The 17,316-nt window shown below is 49.0% G+C and carries 17 protein-coding genes and 1 tRNA gene; all 18 read right to left on the bottom strand.

Annotated features, from left to right (window positions below; genetic code table 11):
* Window positions 1-9 precede the first annotated feature (9 nt).
* The 18 genes from nuoN to Q9291_RS07220 all read right to left on the bottom strand — a co-directional run bounded on the left by nuoN (window position 10) and on the right by Q9291_RS07220 (window position 17,305).
* Complete coding sequence (nuoN, locus tag Q9291_RS07305) at window positions 10-1,461, bottom strand: NADH-quinone oxidoreductase subunit NuoN (protein ID WP_306389372.1); 1,452 nt, start codon at window positions 1,459-1,461, stop codon at window positions 10-12.
* Between the two features lie 17 nt (window positions 1,462-1,478).
* Window positions 1,479-2,987, bottom strand: coding sequence for an NADH-quinone oxidoreductase subunit M (locus Q9291_RS07300; protein WP_306389371.1), 1,509 nt, complete (start codon window positions 2,985-2,987; stop codon window positions 1,479-1,481).
* A complete protein-coding gene (gene nuoL, locus Q9291_RS07295) occupies window positions 2,987-5,074 on the bottom strand; it encodes an NADH-quinone oxidoreductase subunit L (protein WP_306389370.1) in 2,088 nt (695 codons plus the stop codon). Before nuoL ends, Q9291_RS07300 begins: the two co-directional genes overlap by 1 nt.
* Window positions 5,075-5,080: 6 nt before the next feature.
* Window positions 5,081-5,386: an NADH-quinone oxidoreductase subunit NuoK gene (gene nuoK / locus Q9291_RS07290; RefSeq protein ID WP_306389369.1), complete on the bottom strand. Its 306-nt coding sequence runs from the start codon at window positions 5,384-5,386 to the stop codon at window positions 5,081-5,083.
* A gap of 1 nt (window position 5,387) precedes the next feature.
* Window positions 5,388-6,011: an NADH-quinone oxidoreductase subunit J gene (locus tag Q9291_RS07285; RefSeq protein WP_306389368.1), complete on the bottom strand. Its 624-nt coding sequence runs from the start codon at window positions 6,009-6,011 to the stop codon at window positions 5,388-5,390.
* Between the two features lie 18 nt (window positions 6,012-6,029).
* Window positions 6,030-6,521: an NADH-quinone oxidoreductase subunit NuoI gene (gene nuoI, locus Q9291_RS07280; protein ID WP_306389367.1), complete on the bottom strand. Its 492-nt coding sequence runs from the start codon at window positions 6,519-6,521 to the stop codon at window positions 6,030-6,032.
* Between the two features lie 36 nt (window positions 6,522-6,557).
* Complete coding sequence (nuoH, locus tag Q9291_RS07275; protein WP_306389366.1) at window positions 6,558-7,586, bottom strand: NADH-quinone oxidoreductase subunit NuoH; 1,029 nt, start codon at window positions 7,584-7,586, stop codon at window positions 6,558-6,560.
* Between the two features lies 1 nt (window position 7,587).
* Window positions 7,588-10,020, bottom strand: a complete 2,433-nt coding sequence (gene nuoG / locus Q9291_RS07270) for an NADH-quinone oxidoreductase subunit NuoG (RefSeq protein WP_306389365.1) — start codon at window positions 10,018-10,020, stop codon at window positions 7,588-7,590.
* A gap of 88 nt (window positions 10,021-10,108) precedes the next feature.
* Complete coding sequence (gene nuoF, locus Q9291_RS07265) at window positions 10,109-11,398, bottom strand: NADH-quinone oxidoreductase subunit NuoF (RefSeq protein WP_306389526.1); 1,290 nt, start codon at window positions 11,396-11,398, stop codon at window positions 10,109-10,111.
* Window positions 11,399-11,483: 85 nt separating this feature from the next.
* Complete coding sequence (gene nuoE, locus Q9291_RS07260; protein ID WP_306389364.1) at window positions 11,484-11,963, bottom strand: NADH-quinone oxidoreductase subunit NuoE; 480 nt, start codon at window positions 11,961-11,963, stop codon at window positions 11,484-11,486.
* Between the two features lie 30 nt (window positions 11,964-11,993).
* Window positions 11,994-13,247: an NADH-quinone oxidoreductase subunit D gene (locus tag Q9291_RS07255; RefSeq protein WP_306389363.1), complete on the bottom strand. Its 1,254-nt coding sequence runs from the start codon at window positions 13,245-13,247 to the stop codon at window positions 11,994-11,996.
* Entirely contained in the window at window positions 13,240-13,836 is a 597-nt protein-coding gene (locus Q9291_RS07250) for an NADH-quinone oxidoreductase subunit C (RefSeq protein ID WP_306389362.1), read from the bottom strand. The genes Q9291_RS07255 and Q9291_RS07250 overlap by 8 nt, the downstream gene beginning before the upstream one ends.
* Before the next feature lie 3 nt (window positions 13,837-13,839).
* Entirely contained in the window at window positions 13,840-14,319 is a 480-nt protein-coding gene (locus Q9291_RS07245; RefSeq protein ID WP_306389361.1) for a NuoB/complex I 20 kDa subunit family protein, read from the bottom strand.
* Between the two features lie 21 nt (window positions 14,320-14,340).
* Window positions 14,341-14,670, bottom strand: a complete 330-nt coding sequence (locus tag Q9291_RS07240) for an NADH-quinone oxidoreductase subunit A (RefSeq protein WP_306389525.1) — start codon at window positions 14,668-14,670, stop codon at window positions 14,341-14,343.
* Between the two features lie 158 nt (window positions 14,671-14,828).
* A tRNA-Leu gene (locus tag Q9291_RS07235) sits at window positions 14,829-14,913 on the bottom strand.
* A gap of 6 nt (window positions 14,914-14,919) precedes the next feature.
* Window positions 14,920-15,264 carry a preprotein translocase subunit SecG gene (gene secG / locus Q9291_RS07230; protein WP_306389360.1) on the bottom strand — a complete coding sequence of 115 codons (345 nt, stop codon included), beginning with the start codon at window positions 15,262-15,264 and terminating at the stop codon, window positions 14,920-14,922.
* A 55-nt stretch (window positions 15,265-15,319) separates the two neighbouring features.
* Window positions 15,320-16,111 carry a triose-phosphate isomerase gene (tpiA, locus tag Q9291_RS07225; RefSeq protein WP_306389359.1) on the bottom strand — a complete coding sequence of 264 codons (792 nt, stop codon included), beginning with the start codon at window positions 16,109-16,111 and terminating at the stop codon, window positions 15,320-15,322.
* Between the two features lie 117 nt (window positions 16,112-16,228).
* A complete protein-coding gene (locus tag Q9291_RS07220; RefSeq protein ID WP_306389358.1) occupies window positions 16,229-17,305 on the bottom strand; it encodes an alkene reductase in 1,077 nt (358 codons plus the stop codon).
* Between the last annotated feature and the right edge of the window lie 11 nt (window positions 17,306-17,316).

Below are 17,316 nucleotides of genomic sequence, written 5' to 3'. Positions count from 1 at the left end.
AGACGACGCTTATTGCAAACTCATGAGCAGACTGCGTCCACAGACACCTAACAAGCTTTCCGGGAACAAGCCGAGACCAAGCAGTCCCAGGGCATGTACACTCAGAATAAAGCGCATATCCATCGGTGCCGTGATGGCAACTTGCGACCCGACCGGTGCATCAAAATACATTTTTCGCACAATATTAAGATAATAGAATGCACCGATCACTGCCATCAGTACTGCCGACACGACAGCCCAAGTAAACCCTGCCTGCCAGGCAGCCTGCAATACCGTAAACTTGGCATAAAAACCCACTGTAGGTGGAATACCAGCCATGCTGAACATGATGATCAACATCAGGAAGGCAATCCATGGGTTCTTCTGGTTCAAGCCCTTGAGATCATCGATCTGCTCGGCTTCAAATCCCTGACGGCTAAGCAACAGAATAATACCGAAGCCAGCAATCGACATCAGCACATAAGTACTGATGTAGAAAAAGCTGGAAGCAAATCCATTGGCGTTGGCACTCATAAAACCAAACATGATGAAGCCCACATGCGAGATGGTGGAATACGCAAGCATGCGCTTCAGGTTGGTTTGAACAATCGCACTGAAATTACCAATGACTATAGAAAGCACCGCCATCAGTAACATCATGTCCTGCCAGTCCTGGGCCAGCGGGTGCAGCCCTTGCACCAGCAAACGCACTGTCATCGCATAGGCGGCAAGTTTCGGCACTGACCCAATAATCAATGTCATCGGCGTCGGTGCGCCTTGATAAACATCCGGCACCCACATCTGAAAAGGCACTGCGCCAAATTTAAAGGCAATTCCGGCCACCACAAATACCAGACCCATAATCATTACCGGGCTCTTGCCCTGATGCTGCATGATGCTGTTGGCAATATCAGCCACATCCAGGCTGCCTGTCATGCCATATAGCATGCTCATGCCATATAACAACATACCAGACGCCAGCGCACCCAATACAAAATATTTCATGGCTGCTTCAGAAGCTTGCTTGTTGTCACGGTCAAATGCGACCAGCGAATACAAACATAGGGATAACAACTCAAGCCCCATGTAAATCGTCAACATGCTATGGCCAGAGACCATGATCATCATGCCAAGCAGACCAAACAGCACCATGGCATAAAATTCACCACGATACAGATTCCGATCTTGCAAGTACTTGCGGGTATACACAAAAATGAGTGAGGTACCGAGGTACATCATCAGTTTGATGACATCTGCAAGCGTGTCATCGATAAACATGTGGTTGAAGGCAAAGCCGACGGCCGGTGTATGTGTTTTAAAGGTGAAAAAAGCCGCGGCGAATAAGGTGAACTGGCTCAGCCCGTAAATGATAAAACGGTTCTGCGGCAGGATAAACAAATCCAGCAACAGGATAAACATGGCCATGGCCAGTACCACCATTTCCGGCAACAGGGTTAGCAAGTCGAATTGCATATTATCCATTTTTTAACATCCTGCTTTTAATAACCAGTGACCGGCAATTTTGAGATTGCCATGTGTTTCAGAAACTCTGCACTGGTTGCCTGCATTACTTCAGTAATCGGTTGTGGATAAACCCCAAATCCAATCACCAGAATCGCCAAAATAGCGAGAATCAGAAACTCACGCTTGTTCAGGTCTGTGAGCTCTGCCACGTGATGGTTGGCGACTTCGCCAAAAAATACACGCTTGGTCATCCACAAGGTATAGGCTGCACCAAAAATCAATGTAGAGGCGGCGAAGAAAGCCACCCAGAAATTGAATTTTACTGCGGCAAGGATCACCATAAACTCCCCCACAAAACCAGAGGTGCCAGGCAGGCCACTGTTGGCCATCGCAAACAGCACCGCAAAGCCTGCAAACACCGGCATGGTGTTCACCACGCCGCCATAAGCGGAAATCTCGCGACTGTGCACGCGGTCATACAACACGCCCACACACAGGAACATCGCAGCTGAGATAAAGCCGTGGGAGATCATTTGCATGACCGCGCCTTCCAGTGCCAGCTGGCTGAACATAAAAAAGCCCAGCGTAACAAAGCCCATATGAGAAATCGAAGAGTAAGCAATCAGCTTCTTCATGTCTTTTTGCACCAGCGCCACCAATGCGATGTAGACCACCGCGATCAATGACAACACCACCATCGCCTGCGTAAAGTAATGCGCGGCATCTGGTGCAATCGGCATGGCAAAGCGCAAGAAGCTGTAACCACCCAGCTTCAGGGCAATCGCGGCCAGGACTACAGACCCCCCTGTAGGCGCTTCCACGTGTGCGTCAGGTAACCAGGTGTGTACAGGCCACATGGGGATTTTTACTGCAAATGCCATGAAGAAGGCAATGTAAATCAGAATCTGTGCATGTAGTGAAATCGGCAGCAGGTAAAAGTCAGCCAGTTCGAAACTGCCAGTTTGGTGATACAAATAGATAAACGCCACCAGCATCAGCAAGGAGCCAAGCAAGGTGTACAAGAAAAACTTCACCGTTGCGTAGACGCGATTAGGGCCACCCCAGATACCAATCACCAGGAACATCGGGATCAACATGGCTTCCCAGAACACGTAGTACAGAATGGCATCCAGTGCAGTAAAGACGCCGATCATGATGCCACTCATAATCAGGAATGCGGCCATGTATTGGGCCACGTGTTTGGTGATCACTTCCCAGCCAGCCAGCACCACAATCACCGTGGTAAAGCTGGTCAACAGCACCAATGGCAATGAAAAGCCATCAATACCGAGGTGATAATGCATATTGAATGCGGGAATCCATGGCAATAATTCTTCAAACTGGAAGAATCCGTCTTTCACATCAAACAGGGTGTATAGCGGTATGGTCACCAGGAAACTGACGAGGCTGCCCACCAATGCCACCCAGCGGGTCAGTGTTGCTTTGTGGTCACCACCGAGCAGCAGTACCAGCATACCGGAAACAACCGGTATCCAGATTGCCAGGCTTAACCATGAAATACTATTGAGGTCGGCTTGCATCATCAGTTAATTTTGATAAAAAAGGTCATGAAGAGGAATACGCCAATAATCATGGCAAAGGCGTAGTGATAGATTAAACCGGATTGCAAATGACGGACCCTGGCAGCTATTTTACCCATAACTCTTGCGGTGCCATTGACCATGGCACCATCAATCAGGGTGATATCGCCAAACTGCCACAACAGCTTACCGAGATAGCGAGAACCATTGGCAAAGAATTTTTCATTAAAGCTGTCAAAGCCATACTTGTTTTCGAGCACTTGGTAAATCAGGTTGCAGCGTTGCTTGATAGCGGCCGGAATATCCGGACGCTTCATGTAGAAAAACCAGGACAACAGGACACCGGAAGCTGCCAGAGCAAATGGCAAACTGGTCAAGCCATGCATCGCCATGCCGGCAGGACTATGCATCATCTCATGGTAATGGTGCGCCAGATGCGCCATGGCCGGATGACTTTCAGCATTAACGAAAATGACGTTATTGAAGAATGTGCCAAATAACATGGGTTCTATCGCAATATAGCCAATAATGAATGACGGGATGGCGAGCAGGATCAATGGGAGTGTCACCACCCAGCCTGGCTCGTGTGGATCATCATTAGGGCCAAGGCCATGATGGTGGGCATCGTCATGCGTATGGTCATCGTGCGCATGGCTATCTTCTTGCGTGTCATGTTTAGCATTGTCAGTGGCGTTAAGATGCGCATCCTGTGTTTGGTGCGGTTGGCGCCATTTTTCTTTGCCGTGGAACACCAAAAAATACAGGCGGAAAGAATAAAACGCGGTGACAAACACGCCGACAATCACAGCAAAATAGGCAAAACCGCTGCCCGGGATGTGTGAGAGCTCTACCGCCTCGATAATACTGTCTTTTGAGTAGAAGCCTGCGAAGAATGGCGTGCCGATCAATGCGAGTGATCCAATCAACGAAGTAATCCAGGTAATGGGCAGGTATTTTTTCAGGTTACCCATGTTGCGGATATCCTGATCATGGTGCATACCCATAATCACAGAGCCAGCACCAAGGAACAGGAGCGCTTTAAAGAAAGCGTGTGTCATCAGGTGAAAAATGGCGACTGAGTAAGCCGATGCGCCCAAGGCTACGGTCATATAGCCGAGTTGAGATAAGGTAGAATAGGCCACCACGCGCTTGATATCGTTCTGGATAATGCCCAGAAAACCCATAAACAATGCAGTAATGGCACCAATCACCATCACTGTCGACAAGGCAGTGGTAGACAACTCGTACAAGGGTGACATGCGTGCCACCATAAATATACCTGCCGTCACCATGGTCGCCGCGTGAATCAGGGCGGAAATCGGGGTTGGGCCTTCCATGGAGTCAGGTAGCCAGACATGTAACGGCACTTGTGCCGATTTGCCCATGGCCCCCACAAACAGCAGTAAACAGGTGACTGTCATGAGGGACCATGAAGTGTTTCCAAGCAGGTTGACCTGCGTATTGGCTAACTCAGGCGCACGTTGAAAAACCGTTGCATAATCGAGGCTGCCAAAGTAATACAGCACCATGCCAATGCCCAGCAGGAAGCCGAAATCCCCCACACGGTTCACCAGAAACGCTTTAAGGTTGGCATAAATGGCGGTCGGACGAGTAAACCAGAAGCCAATCAGCAAATAAGACACCAGCCCCACCGCCTCCCAGCCAAAGAACAGCTGCATAAAGTTATTGCTCATGACCAGCATCAGCATGGAAAACGTAAACAGGGATATATAACTGAAGAAACGGCTGTAACCCGGGTCTTCTTCCATATAGCCGATGGTGTAAATATGCACCATCAGCGACACAAAAGTCACAACCACCATCATCATGGCGCTCAGATTATCAATCAAAAAACCTACTTCAAAATGGATATCCCCTGAATTGAGCCAGGTATACACTGACTCATTCAGGCTGAAGCCATTGAGTGTCTGGTTAAACACATACACGGACAAGGCGCAGGAAGCTGCAACCCCTGCAATCGTCAGCACATGGGCAAGCGTGCGTGGTAAATAATTACGAAAAATACCCACCACGGCCGCAGCCATTAAAGGCAACAGTGGAATCAGCATCAGGATTTGTTTTATTGTCATCACCACTTAACCTTTTAATTGATCCAGATCGTCCACGTTGATGGTACGCAGATTACGGAACAACACCACCAGAATCGCCAAACCAATGGCAGATTCTGCAGCAGCCACCGTCAGAATAAAGAAAACAAATACCTGCCCGGCAATATCGTTCAGATAGTGCGAAAAAGCAATGAAGTTAAGATTCACGGCCAGCAACATGAGCTCAATGGCCATGAGCAAGATAATGACGTTCTTGCGATTAAGAAAAATACCAATCACGCTGATGCCAAACATCAAGGCCCCCAGAATCAGATAATGCGACAAACCGACCATATTATTTCTCCTCCTCTGGCGCCACGTGCTCTGGCTCAACTTCTGCAGGCATGGAAATGATGCGTAGGCGGTCATTACGTTTTACCTTCACCTGATCGGCCGGATTCATGGATTTGCTGTCTTTACGATCGCGCAATGTCAACACGATGGCGGCAATCATGGCCACCAGCAACACAACGGAAGCCAACTCAAACGGTAACAGATAATCGGTGTAAAGCACTTTTCCCAATTCAGCTGTATTGCTGTAGTTAGGTGGCAAAGTCACTGCCTGGCTTGGGCGCAGGTTCTTTTCCGCCAAAACCATGCCCATTTCAACAATCATCAGCAAACCGATAGTGCCTGCCATGGGGAGATACTCCCAAAAGCCTTCGCGTAATTTGTCGATGTTAATATCGAGCATCATCACCACAAACAGGAACAGCACCATCACGGCGCCTACATAGACAAGAATCAGCGCAATAGCAAGAAATTCGGCCTGCAACAATAACCAGATGCCTGCCGCAGTAAAAAAAGCCAGCACCAGAAACAAAGCAGCGTGCACCGGATTACGCGTGGTAATCACACGCAGGCCTGAGAGCAGCAATATCGCCGCCAACACATAAAATACAACATCGGTAAACATCATGATTATTTTCCTGTCAGCTTATCGATAAGATTTATCTTGTGCGCGATCAGCTGCAATTTGTGCTTCGTATTTATCACCCACGGCCAGCAGCATTTCTTTGGTGTAAAGCAAATCACCACGCTGTTCGCCGTGATAGTCAAAAATACGGGTTTCCACAATACTGTCAACCGGGCAGGATTCTTCACAGAATCCGCAGAAAATGCACTTGGTCAGGTCGATGTCATATCGGGTGGTTCGGCGCGTATTGTCTTCGCGTTGTTCTGACTCAATCGTGATCGCAAGCGCCGGGCATACCGCTTCACACAATTTGCAGGCAATACAACGTTCTTCACCGTTCGGATAACGACGCAGGGCATGTAATCCACGGAAACGATTGGATTGCGGTGTACGCTCTTCAGGATATTGAATGGTGATCTTTTTAGCAAAGAAATAGCGTCCAGTCAGGGCCATGCCTTTGAGCATTTCCCATAACATCAAACTTCCCAGTGTGTTTTTAATTGTGTTCAACATAAGGTTGTTGTCTCAAAATTCAATCCGATTCCACCATCAATGGAACAAATAAGCCCATTGGGTTTGCATCATTGCAGCGACCACCACAATCCATACCAGTGTGATCGGGATAAATACTTTCCAGCCCAGACGCATGATCTGGTCATAGCGATAACGCGGGAAGGTCGCTCGGAACCATAAGAACAGGAATAGCAGAAATGCAATCTTGGCCAGTAGCCATAACACACTGTCAGGCAGGAAAGGTACAGGCGATAACCAGCCCCCCAGAAACATGAGGGCAGCCAGGGCTGACACCAGAATCATGTTGGCATACTCGGCCAGGAAAAACACTGCAAATGCCATGCCGGAATATTCAACGTGAAAGCCGGCTACAATTTCAGATTCACCTTCCGCCACGTCAAAAGGTGCGCGGTTGGTTTCTGCCACGGCACTGATGAAATACACAATAAACAGCGGAAACAATGGAATAAAGTACCAGTGCCAGAAACCACCCTCCTGCCCCATGACAATTTTGCCGAGATTGAGCGAATTGGCACACATTAAGACACCCACCAGGGTAAATCCCATCGCTATTTCATAAGAAACAATCTGTGCCGCGGAACGCAGAGAGCCGAGAAACGCATATTTTGAGTTGGAAGCCCATCCCGCAATAATCACCCCGTACACAGCCACCGATGTCATGGCCAGAATATAAAGCAAACCGGCATCAATATTGGCTAATACCAGTGTGCTATCAAATGGCACCACGGCCCACGCCGCAAATGCCGGTGCAATGGCCAGAATCGGGCCAATAAAAAACAGCGCCTTGCTCGAAGCCGTTGGCAGGATAATTTCCTTGAACAGTAACTTCAGGCCATCTGCCAGCGGCTGCAGCAAGCCAAAATAGCCCACGCGGTTAGGACCAATCCGCACCTGCATATAGCCAATCACCTTACGCTCAGCCAGCGTCAAGTAAGCCACGGCAATCATCAAAGGCAACACAATGGCAACGATTTTTATCAACGTCCACACCACCAGTTGCACGTCTGTCCAGTAAGAGCCAAAAAGTTGAGCAAAGAATTGCATGTTACGCCATCTCAGTCAGTTGTTTTTCGTAAAGAGCGGCATGCTCTGTGGAGGCTTTTTCTATGGTGATATCCCCCATCAGATCGCCCAGACCAGCAGTCAACGGGTGCGCCGCGGCCACCCGTACGCAGCCTTTGGCTACATGGTTATCGAGGCGAACCTTGAGAAGCGCACTGCCTTTATCCTGGTACGCAACCACCAGATCACCGTCCTGTAGTCCAAGTTCAGTCAACTGGTCTGCATGCATGCGCGCCATCGGACGAATATTATATTTGGTCTTTTGCAGTGGCGGTGAGCGTCGCACAATCGGATCAGATTCGTATTGCGGCACTTCCCCAATCCGTTGCAAGCCTTCTTTTTTGATATTGATCTGAATCTCAACCAGTTCTTTCAGGTTGTTATTGAGGCTGCGCCATACCAATGCTGAAGGTTTTTCGCCATGGAAAATTTTGTTTTTAACTTCTTCAGAACTGTTGTAATCGAAACCATTTAAACCCAGTGTATTGGCCAGTACACGTAATACTTTCCATGCCGGACGACATTCGCCTAGCGGTCTGGTGACTGCCTGGAAGCTTTGTACGCGACCCTCCATACTCATAAACGTGCCGGAAGTTTCAGTAAATGGCGCGATGGGCAGCAGAATGTCAGCATTTTCAAGCGCAGCTGATTTATAAGCTGTCAGCGCAATCACGCACTCGGCTTTCGCCATGGCATCTGTAGCCAGCGCTGCATGCTGGCAATCCAGCTCAGGCTCGATATTCAGTAATAAATATGCCTTGCGTGGCACTTCAATCATCGCGCGTGCATGCATGCCTGTCGCGGATGGCATCACACCCATCAAATGCATGCCAGTGCTGTTGGCGGCAGGCGGCAAAATACCGCCTTTTGCACCCGTAATGCCGCCGATGGCTTCGGCCATGCTATACATTTCTGTAAACCGAGGGTCGCTCAAGGCCATGTTCCCCAGAAAAATTCCGACTTTAGGCGCGATCAGAATCAGTTCTTCACTGATCCCGGCCAAGCATTCGGCAATTTTCTGCGTATTAGGACGGACTTTAATTTCTTCAAGCAAGGTATTTAATGTCGGCGGCAAGCACAGCGAGAGTTTTTGCAGGCCGGACATGGCTTTCAGAATCTGTCCCAGGACATTGACCATATCATTCGGACGCACAATCACTTTATGTGCCACGTCCATCAATGGATCATTGTCGAGCGGGCTGACGATACACAATTCGGCACCATTGGCCACCGCTTTACGAATCCGCTGAGCCAGTAGTGGGTGCTCGTTACGGATATTTGAACCGATCAGCAAAATACGATCCAGTTCTTCTATTTCCTGAATATTACAGCCCATCCATGGCGTGCCGGTTCGCTTGCCATCGAGACGAAAATCCGTCTGGCGCAGACGATAATCCACATTACCACAACCAAGCCCTTCAGACAGTTGCTTGATCAGATAGCCTTCTTCCATCGTGCTGTTAGGTGAAACCAGTACACCCAGTGCATCGCCGCCATACTGCTTGGTAATGTCTTTGAGTTGGCCTGCTGCAAATTCCAGCGCCGTTTTCCAGTCTGTTTCCTGCCACTGACCGTTGTGCTTGATCATTGGCACTTTTAAACGGTCGGGACTGTTGAGACCTTCGTAAGAGAAGCGGTCACGGTCTGACAACCAGCACTCGTTAATTGACTCTTTTTCACGCGGTAATACACGCATGACCTTGTGATCTTTCACATGCACTTCAATGTGAGAACCCAAACCATCATGCGGCGCAATCGACGATCTCCGTGTGAGTTCCCAGCTACGGGCAGAATAACGGAAAGGTTTGCTGGTCAATGCGCCAACAGGACATAAATCAATAATGTTGCCACTGAGTTCCGAGTTCACGGACTGATCAACATACGCAGTAATTTCCGCATGTTCGCCTCGCCCCACCATCCCCAACTCCTGCATGCCACCAACTTCCTTGAGGAAGCGCACACAACGTGTACATTGAATGCAACGCGTCATGTCAGTACTGACCAGCGGGCCGATATTCTTGTTAAAGACCACACGTTTCTCTTCAGTGTAGCGAGAACCGGAGGCACCATAGGCAACTGCGATATCCTGCAAGTCACACTCACCGCCTTGGTCACAAATGGGGCAATCCAGCGGATGGTTGATCAACAGGAACTCCATCACGCTTTGCTGGGCCTCGACCGCTGCCTTGCTGCGAGTATAGATTTTCATACCATCCGCCACTGGCGTTGCACAGGCAGGCAGTGGTTTGTTGAATTTCTCGACCTGCACCAGACACATGCGGCAGTTAGCAGCCACTGACAGTTTCTTGTGGTAACAGAAGCGCGGGATGGCAATGCCTGCGGCATCTGCAGCATCAATGATGGTGCTGCCGTGTTCGACTTCTAGTGGTTTGCCGTCAATTTCGATGTTTAACATGTCTGCTATCTCTAAAACTTATTTGTTGCGCATTGACAAAATTGCAGTCAAACACTCAAAAATAGATTTTTTGTGGTCCATCTTTAATTTATTTTCCATCCACCATGGATTTACCATGCTGAATGTAATACTCAAACTCTGGGCGGAAGTGCTTGATAAAACTGAGTACCGGCGTCGCTGCTGCATCACCCAACGCACAAATGGTACGTCCGGAAATGTTATTGCTGAGGTCAGTCAGCAGATCCAGATCCTCCATCTTGCCTTTGCCGTCAACAATACGTTCAATAATACGATAAACCCAGCCGGTGCCTTCGCGGCAAGGCGTACACTGACCACAGCTTTCTTCGTAAAAAAAGTAGCTCAATCGTTTGAGCGTTTTGACCATACAAGTAGTGTCGTCCATCACAATCATTGAACCAGCGCCCAGGCTGGAACCTGCTTTGCTTAAGCCATCATAATCCATAGTGGCATTTTCAATTGCGCGGGCAGGCATCACTGCTGTTGATGGGCCGCCAGGGATGACAGCTTTCAACTGGCGCCCTTTCCAGATTCCACCGGCCATTTCCAGCAGTTCTTTAAATGGCGTGCCCATCCTGATTTCATAGTTACCCGGTTTTTCGACATGACCGGAAACCGAGAATAACTTGCTTCCACCGGAGTTAGGCACACCGAGGTCAGCAAATGCTTGGCCACCATGCTGCATAATCCATGGAATAGAGGCATAACTCTCGGTATTATTCACATTGGTCGGCTTGCCAAATACGCCATAACTGGCAGGAAACGGTGGCTTAAAACGTGGCTGACCCTTTTTGCCTTCAATCGATTCAATCAGCGCAGTTTCTTCTCCGCAAATATACGCACCATAGCCATGCACGGCATATAAATCAAAGCTGAAGTTGCTGCCAAACAAGTTTTCACCCAGATAGCCCGCTTCGCGCGCTTCAGCCAGTGCCGCTTCAAAAATCTCGTAATCCTGCCAGATTTCACCATGGATATAGTTGTAACCGACGCGCGCACCCAGAGTGTAAGCTGCAATCGCCATGCCTTCAATTAACTGGTGCGGGTTATAGCGAATAATGTCACGGTCTTTAAATGTACCAGGCTCGCCTTCGTCCGTATTACAGACCAGGTATTTTGTGCCGTCGTAATAGCGCGGCATAAAACTCCACTTCAATCCGGTGGGAAAACCGGCCCCACCGCGACCACGCAGGTTTGAGACTTTCACCTGATTAATGATCTCTGGGGCCTTGATTTTTTCTGTGACCAGTCGCTTGAGCTGAGCATATCCACCCAATTTTTCGTAGGTAGCCAGCGAGGCAGGATTTTTCTCATTAAGTGTACGTAGCGTAACCAGCGTCTGACCTGTCAGGTCAGTCATGACGACTGGACGAGCCGCTTTTTTAGCAGAAGAGGATTTGCGCGTTGCCATTTTTGTGGTTTGCTCAGCCATTATTCGAGTTCCTTCAGCCTTTATTCAGTTCTTCTAGCAGGGCATCCACTTTTTCAGTGGTCAAAAACTCGTGCATGTGGGTATTGTTGACGTGTAATAATGGTGCGCCACCACAACAACCCATGCATTCACCCTCTTTAATGCAGAACTTGCCATCAGCAGTCACTTCGTTAAAGCCCACGCCTAATGTATGCTGCAAATGATCAACAATTTCATCAGAACCACGCAACATACAGGAAATATTGGTACAGACCGTAATTTTATATTGACCGACAGGTTGCAGGTCGTACATATTGTAAAATGAAGCCACTTCCATCGCCGCAATCTCGGGAATACCCAGATATTTGGCAACATCCGTAACACTTTCCTTGGACAACCAGCCACGTTCGATTTGTACGATACGCAGGGCCGACATCACAGCTGCCTGACGTCTATCCTTGGGGTATTTGGCCAGTTCGTATTCTATTTTTTCAATTGCTTCTGCACTTAACATGCTTGACCCTTGCTGTTCTGTTTACGCCGCTTATCTGTCAATTTCGCCGAACACAATATCCTGTGTCCCGATAATTGCCACCAGATCGGCAATCATGTGACCACGTGTCATCTCGTCCAATGCTGCCAGATGAGGAAATCCCGGTGCACGAATTTTCAAACGATAAGGTTTATTGGCACCATCAGAGATCATGTAAATACCAAACTCGCCTTTGGGGTGTTCAACAGCCGCATAAGCTTCTCCGGCCGGGACGTGAAACCCCTCTGTAAACAATTTGAAGTGATGAATCAAGTCTTCCATATTGGTTTTCATGCCCTCGCGATTTGGCGGGGCCACTTTATTGTCATCGGTAATGACGGGGCCTGGATGTTTGCGCAACCAATCCACACACTGCTTGATAATACGGTTGGATTGTCGCATTTCCTCGATACGCACCAGGTAACGGTCATAACAGTCACCATTCACACCTACTGGAATATCGAAATCCATCTTAGCGTAGACTTCATACGGCTGCTTTTTACGCAAATCCCAAGCAATGCCAGAACCGCGCAACATGGCACCTGTCATGCCTAATGCCAGCGCGCGCTCAGGGCTAACCACACCAATACCTACGGTACGCTGTTTCCAGATACGGTTATCCGTCAGCAAGGTTTCATATTCGTCCACATACGCTGGAAAGCGCGTCGTGAAGTCTTCAATAAAGTCCAGCACGGAACCCTGACGATTTTCGTTCAGCTTCTTGATCTCATCTGCACTGCGGAACTTGGTTGTTTCGTGTTGCGGCATTTTCTCCGGTAAGTCACGATACACGCCACCAGGACGGTAGTAAGCTGCATGCATGCGTGCACCCGAAACAGCTTCATAGACATCAAATAAATCTTCTCGCTCACGGAAAGCATACAGGAAGACAGTCATGGCACCGACGTCCAGTGCATGGGCGCCCAACCACAACAAATGATTCAGTACACGTGTGATTTCATCAAACATCACACGGATATATTGTGCACGTTCAGGCACGCTAATACCCAGCATTTTCTCGATGGCCATCACATAAGCATGCTCATTGGCCATCATGGACACATAGTCCAGCCGATCCATATAGGGTACGCTTTGCAGGTAGGTACGGTTTTCAGCCAATTTTTCAGTGGCACGATGCAACAAGCCGATATGCGGATCAGCACGCTGAATCACCTCACCGTCTAACTCCAGCACCAAGCGCAATACACCGTGAGCCGCTGGGTGCTGCGGACCGAAGTTCATGGTGTAGTTTTTAATCTCAGCCACGGTGCGCTCCTTCTTCACGAATCACGCGCGGTACATTATTTCTTAAGTCGATGGAGACCGGCTGATAAATCACGCGTTGCTGTACCGGGTCATAACGCATTTCGACATTACCAATCATCGGAAAATCTTTACGGAAAGGGTGACCGACAAATCCATAGTCAGTAAGCAATCGACGCAAATCGGGGTGGTTTTCAAACATCATGCCATAGAGGTCAAAGGCTTCCCGCTCAAACCAGTTTGCAACTGGCCACACATCCACCAGGGTTGGGAACACAGGGAAACCATCATCGGTCGCAAATGCTCTTAGACGCACGCGTTGATTCAAGCTGACAGACAATAAATGTATGACCACAGCAAAGCGTGGACCTTCCCACAATCCATCGGCATACTCTGAATAATCAACGCCGCATAAATCAATCAACTGCTCAAATTGGAGTTCAGCATGCGCTTTAAGCTTTTCAGCAGCCACCGTCAAATGCTTTGCAGCCACTTCCACGGTGATCTCGTCTAGCTTATGCTCTAGCCTGACTAGGGTATCTCCCAAGGCAAGCTTGAGTTGTGCAGACAAATGTTCGAGTTTTGCAGACATGATTTAGCTTCTTGCGATCGTGTTAGTACGTTTGATTTTTTTCTGCAACTGGATGATGCCGTAAAGCAGAGCTTCTGCAGTCGGCGGGCAACCTGGTACATAGACATCCACCGGTACAATGCGGTCACAGCCACGAACCACAGCATAGGAATAATGATAATAACCCCCGCCGTTGGCACAGCTGCCCATGGAAATTACCCAGCGTGGTTCAGCCATCTGGTCATAGACCTTGCGCAAGGCTGGCGCCATCTTGTTAACCAGCGTACCAGCCACAATCATCACATCTGATTGTCGCGGACTGGGTCTGAATACAATACCAAAACGGTCCAGATCATAGCGGGACGCTCCGGCATGCATCATTTCCACCGCACAACACGCCAAGCCAAATGTCATCGGCCACAATGATCCGGTACGGGTATAGTTAATCACCGTATCCAGCGTGGTTGTGACAAAGCCTTTTTCCAATACGCCTTCAATGCTCATTTTGCATCAATCCCATTCCGATCAGTCCCACTCAAGGGCACCCTTCATCCATTCAAAAATGAAGCCAACCACTAACACAAACAAGAAAACCATCATCGCCCAAAACCCTGCTGCTCCAATTTCCTGGATAACTACCGCCCATGGAAATAGAAAAGCAATTTCGAGATCAAACAGAATAAACAGAATGGCAACCAGATAGTAGCGAACATCGAACTTCATGCGCGCATCTTCAAAAGCCTCAAAGCCACATTCGTAAGGAGAGTTTTTTTCCGCATCAGGACGATGTGGAGAGACAATTTTACCGAGGACAAGTGGCCCTAAGCCAACACCCAGGCCCACCAAGATAAACATTAGAATCGGGAAATAGTTTTCTAACACTGATTCGCCTTAATCAATCACTTAAAAAGTATTTTTTAGCATGACAGCCCACTCTGCCCCAACTGCAAACAGAAAACAATCCCTTTTAACAACCTTAACAGTGACCAATCTCTCAGCAAAGAGTTCATCACTGGTGCCGTCGGCGAGACTCGAACTCGCACGACTTTCGTCACTACCCCCTCAAGATAGCGTGTCTACCAATTCCACCACGACGGCTGAAAATTAATTAGGAATATCTTTAGGTGTATTTTCAACCGGCTTGGCAGATTCTGTCGACACTGCCGTTGCTGGCGCCTCTTGAGTTACCGCAGATTTAACTACGCTCCCTGTAGACACCCGATGACTGGACATAAAGGCCAAAGTCAAACTGGTTGCAAAAAATACGGTAATAAAAATTGATGTTAGCTTACTGAGCAAGTTTGACGAACCAGACACACCAAACAGACTACCTGATGCACCGCTACCAAATGCAGCACCCATGTCTGCACCCTTGCCGTGTTGTAACAAGACCAAGCCAATCACTGCAGCAGCAGCCAACACATGAATGACGAGAATGACGTTTTCCATAACTTTTTTAATCCATTAATTTGTAATAACGAGCCAGCTTTTGGCGTTTTCGCTATCAAGAGGGGACTGATTGGCAAATTTTTATAAATTGCCCAGCTTCCAGCGAGCATCGTCCAACCAGTGCACCGTCTATTTCCTTCTGATGCAGTAATTGTATCGCATTTTGCGGGTTTACGCTGCCCCCGTAGAGGATTTTTAGCGATGCGGCTGCAGATTTACTGGCCCCGGCAATCGTATCGCGAATAAACTGGTGCATGGCCACCGCCTGCTCCGCGGTGGCTGCCAAGCCGGTGCCAATCGCCCAGATCGGCTCATACGAAACAATGGTATCTGCAAACGCCTCACCGCCAAACAATCTGACAATGGTTTCCAGCTGCCGGCCAACCACCCTCTCCATCACACCTGCCTCGCGCTCAAGCAAGGTTTCCCCTACACACAACACTGGCGTCAAGCCATGGCGCTTGGCCATCATAAATTTTTCCGCAATATTTTCGTCAGATTCGCAATAAGCGGTACTTCGCTCAGAGTGTCCAATAATCACATATTGCGCACCAAAGTCACGCAACATTTCAGCGCTCACCTCGCCGGTGTAGGCCCCCTCTTCAAACTTGGCCACGTTTTGCGCACCCCAAGCGAGATGCGTGCCTTGCAAAAATGACTGAATTTGCGCCAGATAGGGATAAGGCACGCACACCACGACATTGGCATGCAATGATTGCAATCCGTCGAGATACTTTTCAACGAGGTGCTGGTTGCGCGCAAGATTGCCATGCATTTTCCAGTTGGCAATGATGGTTTTTCGACCCGAAATCTGTTGGTAGGAAAGAGGTGCTGAAGTGATTGTCATGCAGAAATTAAACTCACAGTGCGCAGTGGCGTGGAAAGGTAGAGATTCGCGTTGCGCGAATTTTACGCCTGCACACCGTGAGCGGCAAGTGCGGTCACCAAAGTAACCGCTTATTTATTATGCCAGAAATGGATAGTCCGTATAACCCTGCTCACTGCCACCGTAAAAAGTGTTGGCATCAGCGGCATTCAGAGGTGCATCTGTGGCAAATCGGGCAACCAGGTCAGGGTTGGCAATAAACGGCACGCCATACGCAACACAATCCGCATGGCCACTGGCAATCACAGCATTGCCACGTGCCTTGTCATAACCGAGGTTCGCCATATACGCACCTTTGAACAACTTGCGCATTGCAACAAAATCAAATGGCTCCGCCTCGCCACCGCCATGAATGCCGCCTTCAACCACGTGCAAATAGGCCAGGTTAAAGCGATTAAGTGCCTGCGCCACTGCGTTAAAAGTGATTTGCGGCTGACTATCTTTCATGTCATTAAAAGGGTTCACCGGCGACAAGCGAACACCCACCTTGTCAGCACCCACCGTATCAACAACTGCCTGCACTACTTCCAGCAACAGGCGCATGCGATTCTCAACCGTACCCCCATAGGCATCCTGACGGTGATTAGTGCCGTCTCGCAGGAACTGATCAAGCAGATAACCATTGGCGGCATGCACTTCTACGCCATCAAACCCTGCGGCAATGGCACATTCGGTTGCATGCACATAATCCTGCACAATAGCCGGCAACTCATTGGCATCGAGTGCACGTGGCGTCACAAAGTCTACCAGGCCCTGATAAGTAAAGGCCTTGCCGGCGGGCTTAATCGCTGAGGGCGCCACTGGCAGGGCTTCATTCGGCAACAGGCTCGGGTGAGAAATACGGCCTACATGCCATAACTGGATGACTATTTTCCCACCCTTGGCATGCACGGCATCGGTCACTTTTCGCCAGCCCGCAACCTGTGCATCAGTATAAATTCCCGGCAGTGCGGGATAACCATGCGCCATGGGTGAAATCGGTGTGGCTTCGGTCACAATTAAACCGGCTGTTGCGCGCTGCTCGTAATACGTGACATTCATCGCCTGCGGAACACCCCCTTCAGCCGCGCGGTTGCGGGTGAGCGGGGCCATCACTATACGATTTTTCAGAGCAATTGCACCCAGCGTTGCTGGTGAAAATAAATCCAATGCCATATTTTTCTCCA

This window comes from Methylophilus aquaticus, assembly GCF_030769565.1.
GTDB classification, from domain to species: Bacteria; Pseudomonadota; Gammaproteobacteria; order Burkholderiales; family Methylophilaceae; genus Methylophilus; species Methylophilus aquaticus.
This window is presented reverse-complemented; position numbering and strand designations above follow the sequence as displayed.

What these genes read in the sequence shown, in the direction of transcription:
- Q9291_RS07240 (WP_306389525.1), bottom strand. Translation starts at nt 14,670, where the DNA reads ATGTTTATCTTGGTGGGCCTGGGTGTTGGCTTAGGGCCACTTGTCCTC.
- Q9291_RS07220 (WP_306389358.1), bottom strand. Translation starts at nt 17,305, where the DNA reads ATGGCATTGGATTTATTTTCACCAGCAACGCTGGGTGCAATTGCTCTG.
- nuoF (WP_306389526.1), bottom strand. Translation starts at nt 11,398, where the DNA reads ATGACTGACCTGACAGGTCAGACGCTGGTTACGCTACGTACACTTAAT.
- Q9291_RS07285 (WP_306389368.1), bottom strand. Translation starts at nt 6,011, where the DNA reads ATGATGTTTACCGATGTTGTATTTTATGTGTTGGCGGCGATATTGCTG.
- nuoL (WP_306389370.1), bottom strand. Translation starts at nt 5,074, where the DNA reads ATGACAATAAAACAAATCCTGATGCTGATTCCACTGTTGCCTTTAATG.
- Q9291_RS07245 (WP_306389361.1), bottom strand. Translation starts at nt 14,319, where the DNA reads ATGAGCATTGAAGGCGTATTGGAAAAAGGCTTTGTCACAACCACGCTG.
- nuoE (WP_306389364.1), bottom strand. Translation starts at nt 11,963, where the DNA reads ATGTTAAGTGCAGAAGCAATTGAAAAAATAGAATACGAACTGGCCAAA.
- nuoI (WP_306389367.1), bottom strand. Translation starts at nt 6,521, where the DNA reads ATGTTGAACACAATTAAAAACACACTGGGAAGTTTGATGTTATGGGAA.
- nuoN (WP_306389372.1), bottom strand. Translation starts at nt 1,461, where the DNA reads ATGGATAATATGCAATTCGACTTGCTAACCCTGTTGCCGGAAATGGTG.
- nuoG (WP_306389365.1), bottom strand. Translation starts at nt 10,020, where the DNA reads ATGTTAAACATCGAAATTGACGGCAAACCACTAGAAGTCGAACACGGC.
- nuoK (WP_306389369.1), bottom strand. Translation starts at nt 5,386, where the DNA reads ATGGTCGGTTTGTCGCATTATCTGATTCTGGGGGCCTTGATGTTTGGC.
- tpiA (WP_306389359.1), bottom strand. Translation starts at nt 16,111, where the DNA reads ATGACAATCACTTCAGCACCTCTTTCCTACCAACAGATTTCGGGTCGA.
- Q9291_RS07300 (WP_306389371.1), bottom strand. Translation starts at nt 2,987, where the DNA reads ATGATGCAAGCCGACCTCAATAGTATTTCATGGTTAAGCCTGGCAATC.
- nuoH (WP_306389366.1), bottom strand. Translation starts at nt 7,586, where the DNA reads ATGCAATTCTTTGCTCAACTTTTTGGCTCTTACTGGACAGACGTGCAA.
- Q9291_RS07250 (WP_306389362.1), bottom strand. Translation starts at nt 13,836, where the DNA reads ATGTCTGCAAAACTCGAACATTTGTCTGCACAACTCAAGCTTGCCTTG.
- secG (WP_306389360.1), bottom strand. Translation starts at nt 15,264, where the DNA reads ATGGAAAACGTCATTCTCGTCATTCATGTGTTGGCTGCTGCTGCAGTG.